This window comes from Gelidibacter sp., assembly GCF_039916245.1.
Taxonomy (GTDB): domain Bacteria; phylum Bacteroidota; class Bacteroidia; order Flavobacteriales; family Flavobacteriaceae; genus Gelidibacter.
Window position 1 is genome coordinate 1 of record NZ_JBDSLS010000286.1, and the last position, 9,147, is coordinate 9,147.

General features: G+C 35.6%; 7 protein-coding genes. 5 read left to right on the forward strand and 2 right to left on the reverse strand.

Annotation, left to right across the window (positions count from 1 at the left end):
- Window positions 1–148: 148 nt before the first annotated feature.
- Together ABIQ28_RS14590 and ABIQ28_RS14595 are read left to right on the forward strand one after the other, a co-directional pair.
- On the forward strand, window positions 149–724 hold the full coding sequence (locus ABIQ28_RS14590; protein WP_348038581.1) for a hypothetical protein: 576 nt from the start codon (window positions 149–151) through the stop codon (window positions 722–724).
- 593 nt (window positions 725–1,317) lie between these two features.
- On the forward strand, window positions 1,318–2,487 hold the full coding sequence (locus ABIQ28_RS14595) for a proline dehydrogenase family protein (protein WP_348038593.1): 1,170 nt from the start codon (window positions 1,318–1,320) through the stop codon (window positions 2,485–2,487).
- A 428-nt stretch (window positions 2,488–2,915) separates the two neighbouring features.
- On the opposite strand, the gene ABIQ28_RS14600 is transcribed toward ABIQ28_RS14595, so the two are convergent.
- Together ABIQ28_RS14600 and ABIQ28_RS14605 are read right to left on the reverse strand one after the other, a co-directional pair.
- Window positions 2,916–3,440, reverse strand: coding sequence for a sigma-70 family RNA polymerase sigma factor (locus ABIQ28_RS14600; protein ID WP_348038583.1), 525 nt, complete (start codon window positions 3,438–3,440; stop codon window positions 2,916–2,918).
- An 88-nt stretch (window positions 3,441–3,528) separates the two neighbouring features.
- Window positions 3,529–4,806 carry a Xaa-Pro peptidase family protein gene (locus ABIQ28_RS14605; RefSeq protein ID WP_348038585.1) on the reverse strand — a complete coding sequence of 426 codons (1,278 nt, stop codon included), beginning with the start codon at window positions 4,804–4,806 and terminating at the stop codon, window positions 3,529–3,531.
- 255 nt (window positions 4,807–5,061) lie between these two features.
- Between ABIQ28_RS14605 and ABIQ28_RS14610 the strand changes: the two genes are divergently transcribed.
- The 3 genes from ABIQ28_RS14610 to ABIQ28_RS14620 form a co-directional block, all read left to right on the forward strand.
- Complete coding sequence (locus ABIQ28_RS14610; protein ID WP_348038587.1) at window positions 5,062–6,645, forward strand: amidohydrolase family protein; 1,584 nt, start codon at window positions 5,062–5,064, stop codon at window positions 6,643–6,645.
- An 800-nt stretch (window positions 6,646–7,445) separates the two neighbouring features.
- Window positions 7,446–8,588 carry a FecR domain-containing protein gene (locus tag ABIQ28_RS14615; RefSeq protein ID WP_348038589.1) on the forward strand — a complete coding sequence of 381 codons (1,143 nt, stop codon included), beginning with the start codon at window positions 7,446–7,448 and terminating at the stop codon, window positions 8,586–8,588.
- Window positions 8,589–8,744: 156 nt separating this feature from the next.
- A partial coding sequence (locus ABIQ28_RS14620; RefSeq protein ID WP_348038591.1) for an STN domain-containing protein occupies window positions 8,745–9,147 on the forward strand: 403 nt, incomplete at its 3' end.

Below are 9,147 nucleotides of genomic sequence, written 5' to 3' on the forward strand. Positions count from 1 at the left end.
TTTCGATGACTATAGAAGAAGCTTTTCCAGGTGTGTCATGGCTGACGGTTAATATGAATGGCGCATTAGATTTAGGTGATGTAAATTGGGAAATTGTTTGATTGGTAAATCTTACCTTTGGAATAGTGCTACGGAATACATTTAAAACATGCCCAAAATAAAAATTAATACGTTCGGTGAAGGGATTGAAATACGTCAGCTGCATTTGGACGTAGAAACTTATCAGCATTGGTCGATCATTGCTGCTAAAAGAAACCGTGTGCTCACTGATTTGGTTTTAGATCCTTTCTTCTATTATGGGTTAAAGGATAAAAAAATTAAAGGGTTGTCCGATATTGATGCGACCTTAATTTCAGGGATGCTGAACACTTCTAAAAGTCAAATAGAAATCTGGTTTAAACGCCGAAAGGTTTTAAAGCTTCAATCCAATGAACTATTTAATGGCATGGTTTTGTTTCCATTATTTCAAGTAGAAAATAATGTTTCCTTTCTTTCTAAAGAATTAGAAAACGGCATTTATGTGATTCAAAAAACGATTGGTTTACTGCGTTCAGAACACTTGGAAGTGACCAGTGAACGCTTGAATGTTGATGATTTTACCTTTGCTATTGCCAACTACCAAACGGAGCAGTTCCTAACCGATATTACCTATCAAAACCAAAAGCTGAAGTTTAAAAAAAGTGACACCATCATCACGTATCAAACGGCCTTTGAGGTAAAGTAATTTTGGTTTTTGAGTTGGTGTATCAGGCCGCGCTAGTTTCATAAACCTGTGAAATTTTTTTCATGTCTTTTAGTATATAGTCAAATTTGTATTTTAAAAAAGTATCAGTACTTGAATACACTTAGTTTCGGTTTTTTTCTAATTTGCTAACAACACTTAGTCAACATATATAGGTGTTAGGTCATTAATCTTCAGTTGAGTCGACAATTTTAAATATTTGGATTATATAGTATTGTTTGTGGATAATAGTTTGTTGCTTCATTAGGTTCGTTGCGAGTAAATTTATCAGTGGTATATACTTATTAAATTAAATTTATAGAAGGGCACGGAGTGAAAAATGTACTTTGCAAGAACTATTCGTCTCAAGATAAATCCGTACATGAATGATCTTAAGATTTTGCCTAAAAAGACTGATTTAAATTTAGTGAGTGATCAAATGATTGAAGAAATATAAAGATTAATCAATAATATTAGGATAAAAAAGATTGGCTACATTAGTGCATAAAAAAATAAAAATAGCTTGTCCAGTTGTACTTATATCTAGAACATGGCTTATCAACAAACAACAAATAATTTAATTCAGAATCATGGCAATATCACAAATTTTTGAAAATACAGAGGTTGCTTTTAGTCTTAAAAGTGACTCAGAGCTAGAGCGTGCATATTTTTTGTTCAAGATGATTTCACATCAACCTTTGGTGAGAATAGGTACGGCGGCTACTAATTTTGCTTTAAAAGCCCACTTGCCTGTAAAAGGATTGATTAGATCCACTGTTTTTGATCATTTTTGTGGCGGTGTCAATGAAGAAGATTGTTTGCCGGTTATCGACAGGATGTATGCCAAAGGGGTGTGTTCCGTTTTGGATTTTTCGGTAGAAGGGAAAGAAACAGAATCGCATTTTGATGCGGCTATGGAGAAAACGATGAAGATCATCAATTTTGCTGATGAACGAAAATCAATGCCAATAGCAGTATTCAAGCCCACTGGTTTTGGGAGATCTTATTTGTATCAAAAGAAAGGAGAAGGCAAATCGTTTACGCTTCAAGAACAGGAAGAATGGGATCGTGTCGTGGCACGATATGATAAAGTTTGTCAGCTGGCCAAAGATAAAGATGTTGAAATTTTGATTGATGCGGAGGAAAGTTGGTTGCAGGGCGCTACCGATGATTTGTGTGAAGTCATGATGCGAAAATATAATACAGCGATCCCTGTAGTTTATACGACGTTGCAGTTGTACCGATGGGATCGGTTAGATTATTTAGAAGGATTGCATGAGCGCGCTAAAAAAGATGGCTTTACCATTGGTGTGAAGATTGTGCGTGGTGCTTATATGGAAAAAGAACGAGATAGAGCAAAGGACAATGGTTATGATTCGCCTATCTGTCCAACCAAGGAGGCGACAGACTTAAATTTCGATAAAACGCTGGAGTATATTCTTAAAAAAATTGATACCATTTCTTTGTTTGTAGGGAGTCATAATGAGAAAAGTAATTATTTGGCAATGGAACTTATGCAGCAATTGGGTATCGATAAAAGTGACAACCGCGTATGGTTCGGACAATTGTATGGTATGAGTGATCATATCAGTTTCAACTTGGCTGCCGAAGGCTATAACGTTGCTAAATACGTACCTTTTGGTCCGGTAAAGGATGTGATGCCATATTTGATACGAAGAGCCGAAGAAAATACTTCGGTTGCTGGTCAAACCAGCAGGGAGCTCATGCTGTTGAAAAAGGAAAAGCAACGACGGAAATCAGAGTGATTAAAATTATGACGCTGAAAGAAACGTCTAAAAAACATTTGAATAGGGACAGAAACGTTGTTCGGATTTGATCATACAAGCTGAGAACTAGGGCTCTTGACTAAGGGCAAATATTTAAAAAGTAGTCGATCTATTTTGTATGAGAAAGCGTTGAGGGTTTCTGTCGTTAACAGGGTGTTCGCAAGAGTTTTTCGCTCTGATTTCTTGACAAAACCGAGAGTATTATTGAGGTTATGATCAGTTGGAGGTTGGAATAATGAATGAAATTTGGATTGTAATTGCGAAGGTTGTTGTTTCTGAAAACCAATGCGTTTTAAGAATACGCGTGTATGATCTCCATTAAATTTATTACAGAAGTTTAGTGATACGACATGTCAAGTCTTGAAGAGTGCGGAATGAAAAAATCCAATACGCATTAAAAGTTTTTTTTATATCTTAAAAATCAAATCATTTTTTTTGGCTTTAGATCTTAAAAAAGCATAAGCTCTTTTCATTTGAGTTTTCACAGTGTTAATGGATATGCCATTCAATTCAGAAATTTCCGCATAGGATTGGCCATGTACGACAGAAGAAATGAAAATTTCTTTTCTACTATGTGGAAGTTGATTCAATAGCTCCCACAATTTTTCATGATGCTTCGCTTTATCTAAGGAGTTATGTGCTTCGTCATCAAGACAGTTCAGCACAACGTCATCTAAGGATTGATCTTTATTTACATTTTTAAGAGCCATCAAGCTTAAGTTTCGCACTGCACCAACGGCATAGGCCTGAAAGGATACTTTTATAGAAATAGTACTTCTATTTTGCCAATATGAAATAAAGAAATCTTGGACTACATCTCTTGCTGCGTCTTTATCTTTTAAGATCGAAAAAGATACTATACACAATAAGGTATAGTGTTCCTTAAATAAAAATTCTGTTTCGGTAGTATCGACTGTCGACTGTGCTTTCATAAGTTAATGGTAAACCGAGAGTTTAAAAATATTAGTTAATGGTCATTCGTACTATATTATAAATACAAAAAAAATAAACTTTAAAACATCAAACAAAGGGCCTGTCAATAGACGGGCTAGGTTGCGAAAACCATTGAGGACCTTCAGAGGTCATGTATACGCAATCTTCCAAGCGAATACCAAATTCGCCAACAATTGAAATATTTGGTTCAATACTGAAACACATTCCAGGAACTAATAATTCATTGTTTCCTTTTATAGCATTTCCCCATTCATGACCATCCATGCCAATGCCATGACCTGTCCGATGCGGTAAACCTGGTAGTTTATATTCTGGTCCAAAACCGGCATCTGTCAAAACTTTCCGAGCGGCTTCATCCACATTCTTCAAAGGCGTTCCTAATTGTGCTGCTTTAAATCCGGCGGCTTGAGCTCTTTTTTCCAAATTCCAAAAATCTACTTGGCGCTTGGTAGGTGTTGCATCATAAACAATTGTTCTACTAATATCTGATTGATAGCCTTCAACAGTACATCCGCAGTCTACGAGAACAATATCTCCCTTTTTTAAAATCTGTTGGGTGGTGCTTCCATGAGGAAATGCTGAGGCTTCTGCAAAATTACATCCTGCAAATTGATGTCGTGCTCCTAAATTTTGATGCGCCATTGCCACGGCATTTGAAAAATCGGATGGCGTGGATCCTTCTTTCAAACTGGCAAATCCGAAGGCTATTGCTTTTAAAGTGATATCTGTTGCTTTTTGCATTAAAGCAATCTCTGCATTTGATTTGATCATGCGACATGGGATCGTTATCGGATCGCCACTAACTAAATTTAGCTGAGGAATTTCTTTATGTATTCCATTAAAAATGAAAAAACGCATACGTTCTTCCACGCCAATATTTCCCGATGAAATCCCCGCGTCATTAATAGCTAGGGCAGCTTGTTTAAAAGGGCTTTCATCTTCCTGCCATGTATATATATGATGGCCAAAAACAATTAGTTCTCTTAGACGTGGTTCCTCAAAGGCTGGGCAAATATATCGAATGTCACCTTTAGAAGGTATAACGACAATCATAGGGCGCTCACTGGCTCCCCAAGAAATTCCAGTGAAATATTTCATGGAAGTTCCCGAATCTAATAGTAAGCAATCTATATTTTCCTGCTGCATTAATTGTTGCGCCTTGTAGATTCTATTTTTTCTTTCTTCCAATGTTATGGGTTTGACATCTTCTGTCATAGAGTGAAGATTGTTGACATTGGTAAAATCCGATTTTTTGGTTTGGGCGAACATGCCTGAATTGACCCCAATGACCATTGTCGAACCAGCGGCAATTGCTGACATATTGATAAATTTTCTTCGGTTCATTGTGGGGATTGGTAAATATTTAACACTAAGTGTGCTTAAATGTAATAAAATAAAATTTTTAAAACCAAGGATTAGATGTTAAAAAAAAACGAGAAAAGTTGTCACCCTAAATCGTTGTTTTCGTAACTAATTAATAAAGAGATTGATTATTATTTAATTATAGCGTTAAATATTTACAAGATTATTAAGATCAGCTATTTATCAATGAATAAAAAACAGTGAGTCATATATAAACAATCATTAAATCTACTAACTATGAAAAATCAATTCCTAATTGCATTTTTATTTACCCCTTTGCTTGTAGCAGCACAAATGATAGGTGCGCCCGATCGTAACTCAGGAGAAGGTGAAGGTCCTTACGATCGACTAATTATTCGCGGTGCAACCTTAATAGATGGAACTGGAGGTCCTCCAGCAGGACCCGTGGATATCATTATTGAAAAGAATAAAATTGTCGATATTGTTTCAGTAGGCGTTCCAAAAATTGCGATAGACGGATCAAAACGACCAAAACTAGGCGCAGGCAACACCAAAGAGATCGATGCCAATGGTAAATACGTTATGCCAGGTATTATTGATTTGCATGTGCATACTGGTGGCGTTCCTAAAGCCCCTGAAGCAGAATATATATACAAGCTATGGCTTGCACATGGTATTACCACTGTTCGTGGCGTTCCTACAGGAGAATTGGAATGGTCGTTAAATGAGCGTGCAAGAAGTGCTAAGAATCAGATTGCTGCACCACGAATTGTATCCTTTCATCGACCTGGTACGGGTAAAGAGTGGGAGAATCGTAAAATTTTAACACCCGCAGATGCTAGAGAATGGGTTCAATATGCTAAGAAAAAAGGAGTTGATGGACTAAAGCTCACTTCTTATCGTCCAGAAATTATGAAAGCCCTACTTGATGAAGCAAATAGTTTAGGAATGGGGAGTACAGCACACCTTGCTCAAAATGGGGTAGCACATATGAATGCTTTGGATGCCGCTAGATTGGGTCTTACTAGCATGACTCATTTTTATGGTCTTTTTGAGTCGATGTATGAAAACAACGCAGTCCAACCATGGCCAATAGATATTAATTATGGTGATGAGCAGCATCGTTTTGGACAGGTGGCAAGACAATGGAATCTCGTGAAGCCAGGTGGTGAAAAATGGAATGCACTTCTTAATGAGTTTTTAGAAATGGATTTTTACATTAATCCCACAATGACTATTTACTCTGCAGGTAGGGATGTAATGGCAGCGCGAAATGCAGATTGGCACGCCAAATATACTTTACCGTCCCAAATGGATTTTTTTACACCAAGTCGTTTAAACCATGGTGCTTATTGGTTTGATTGGACAACGGAAGACGAGGTGGCTTGGAAAAAATATTATCAGGTTTGGATGCAGTTCTTAAATGATTATAAAAATAGAGGAGGCAAGGTTACTGTGGGATCTGATTCAGGCTTTATTTATCAATTATATGGTTTTGGAACCATATTAGAACTTGAAATGCTGCAGGAGGCTGGTTTTCATCCGCTCGAAGTCATTCGCGCGGCGACGATGTATAGTGCACAGGAGATATTTAAGCCTCTTAAAAAGGAGATAGAATTTGGTGTTATTAGACCAGGGTTATTGGCTGATATCGTTATTCTTGATGAAAATCCATTGCAGAACATGAAAGTGCTTTATGGTACTGGAGCAGTAAGGCTTAACGACGATACTGGCAAACCGGAAAGGGTAGGTGGTGTGGTTCATACCATAAAGGATGGAATTGTTTATGACTCCAAAAAGTTGTTGAATGATGTAGAGCAAATGGTCATAAAGCAAAAGAAAGAACGAGGGGAGAAATAAATTCGAATAAATTAAAAATGATCTGTTAGTATTTGTTTGCCAATGCTTCGGATAAGAGTGTTATATGAATTGTTGTTGGAATATTTAATGATAGTATAAAAATTCATTAAACTATAAACAAGCTATTATTCATTATCTCATTAATAACTTCTCAATTCATATAACCCAAATGGTTCACGCGCCTGATCGTAAATTCGAGGCAGGCGAGGTGCCATTGGCAGAGCGGTCAATTGAAACGTAAATGTTATCAATCCCTTTTAATCCAAGTGACATCGTAAAAAAATTATAGTAAAAGCGAACAAGTTAGTAGACATTTCGAGAGTTCCTAAGTCTGATGAAAAGGATAATTATGGGGAAATGGAGATGATGAGGATGGAGCTTTTGCAAGAAGATTGGTTTTACCCTTTGGAAGAAGATGGAGAAGCTAAGTTTATAGCGCAAAACCTGCTTTTAGCTTAAAGTAGTGTCCATCGAATTTGGGATTTTCAGACCAGGTCTTCTGGCATATTGGCCATTTTGATTAACATTCTATTTAAAATTTAAATGTTAATGTTGGGATTTGTTAACGTGCTCGAGTAGTAAAATTTCTGAAAAAAGATGGTGCGGTTTACGGTTTTAACAAGCTGCTAAAATATCTAACGCAAATACTTAAAAATCATATAATTGAGTGTTTTAAATAATGATTTTCGATTTTTAAAACAGCTTATGAACTTGCAATTAATAAATTATTTCAAAAAAAAGCAAAATAGTTGTCACCCTAATTTGACTTATCTGTAACATACTAATAGAGAAACTTATTTATGACATCAACATCACGGTTGAAATTAGCTTTAGAAACAATTATAGCTTCCGGAAAAATAACGCAAGAATCATTAGTTCATTTAACTGAAGATGAAATAATCCTTGTTCAAACACTTTTTAAACAAGGTTTAATTGAGGAGTCCTTGGGTTATATGGAGGATATAGACAGTGATAAAGATTGGCGTATAGTAAAGGAACAATTAATGCCAGCAAAAGTAAAGAGTATTCCTTTGTGGCAATCCGTAATGCGCTACGCTGCTATGACTTTTGTTTTTGTGGCATTGGGTTATGCGATTCAATCTAAAGAGCGTATTGCTGTTGACAATCAAGTTGTTGATGGCAATGAAATAAAATTATTTTTAGGAAAGGACAAACTGAAACTATTGAGTGAAGATATAAGTCAAGAAATTACGAATGCTTCAGGTAGTGTTATTGCACATCACAATGGAAATAGCATAAAATACTTAAATGACTCAGGAATTAATGAACTTGTCTTTCACGAAATTGATGTTCCTAACGGTAAAGTGTTTGATATACAGTTGTCAGATGGTACCATAGTTCATCTAAACTCAGGAACCAAAATGAGGTATCCTGTCCAGTTTTTAAAAGGACAAAAAAGGGAGGTCTTTATAGATGGTGAAGCTTATTTTGATGTTATGAAAGATAAAGATCATCTTTTCGTAGTCCATGCCGATGCTGTCGCAATCGAGGTGTTGGGAACTAAATTTAACATCTCAACTTACAAAGAAGAATCCGAAATAGGAGCTGTCCTGGTTGAGGGCTCAATAAATATGACTAACTCTTATAATCCTGACGATGCTATAGTTTTAAAACCAGGTACAAGAGGAGTTTGGAGCAAGGATAAACATCAAACAAAAGTGGAGCAGGTTGATGTGAATATCTACACAGGTTGGATGAAAGGAGAGTTGATCTTTAAAAATTCAACTTTTGAAAATATGTCGAAAAAACTTGAGCGCAAATATAATGTGCAAATTGAAAACAAAAATTTACAATTATCACAAAAAGTTTTCAATGCGAGTTTTAGTAAAGATATTGAAAGCATTGAGGATGTATTAAAATATATGAATGATGTATTCCCTTTTCATTATGAAATGGAGAATAATCACATACTGATTTACTGATAAACACTAATGATTAAAAAACTAATGCCTATGACAAATTTCTATACGATATCTAACAAGTTAAGATTGAAAATCAAAAAGTATTTCAACATTTTCCAGGAATTTAACTGAGACTAACAAATTGCATCGTCAACCATTTAAATCAATACAAAAATTATGAAAAACAATAGAAGCGGTAGGTTACCGTTTTGGGTATTCTCCAAAATTGACCTGAAAGTAAAACTCACAATACTTTTTTTGATAGTTTCATTATTTGAAATTCAAGCAAATTCAAACCCTGAAGAAGATAAGTTAAACTTAGATATAGAACAAGCGAGTCTATTAAAGGTTTTTGAAGAAATTGAGTCAATTTCCGACTATAGATTTTTGTTTGAAAGCCAGCAAATTACTTCTGAAAAAAGAATAACCTTAAAATTGAAAAATAAGGAGATCAAAGAAGTTCTTGATGTGATTCTTGATGATACAGATATAGAATACCAGGTCAAAGGACGTCAAGTTATTCTTGTTCGCAGCAAAAAAAATCAATTAATTAATAATTCTCAAACACCAGCGGGTCGGC

Excerpts from the sequence above, each read along its gene's own strand:
- ABIQ28_RS14590 (WP_348038581.1), top strand. The coding sequence starts at position 149 with ATGCCCAAAATAAAAATTAATACGTTCGGTGAAGGGATTGAAATACGT.
- ABIQ28_RS14600 (WP_348038583.1), bottom strand. The coding sequence starts at position 3,440 with ATGAAAGCACAGTCGACAGTCGATACTACCGAAACAGAATTTTTATTT.
- ABIQ28_RS14605 (WP_348038585.1), bottom strand. The coding sequence starts at position 4,806 with ATGAACCGAAGAAAATTTATCAATATGTCAGCAATTGCCGCTGGTTCG.
- ABIQ28_RS14610 (WP_348038587.1), top strand. The coding sequence starts at position 5,062 with ATGAAAAATCAATTCCTAATTGCATTTTTATTTACCCCTTTGCTTGTA.
- ABIQ28_RS14615 (WP_348038589.1), top strand. The coding sequence starts at position 7,446 with ATGACATCAACATCACGGTTGAAATTAGCTTTAGAAACAATTATAGCT.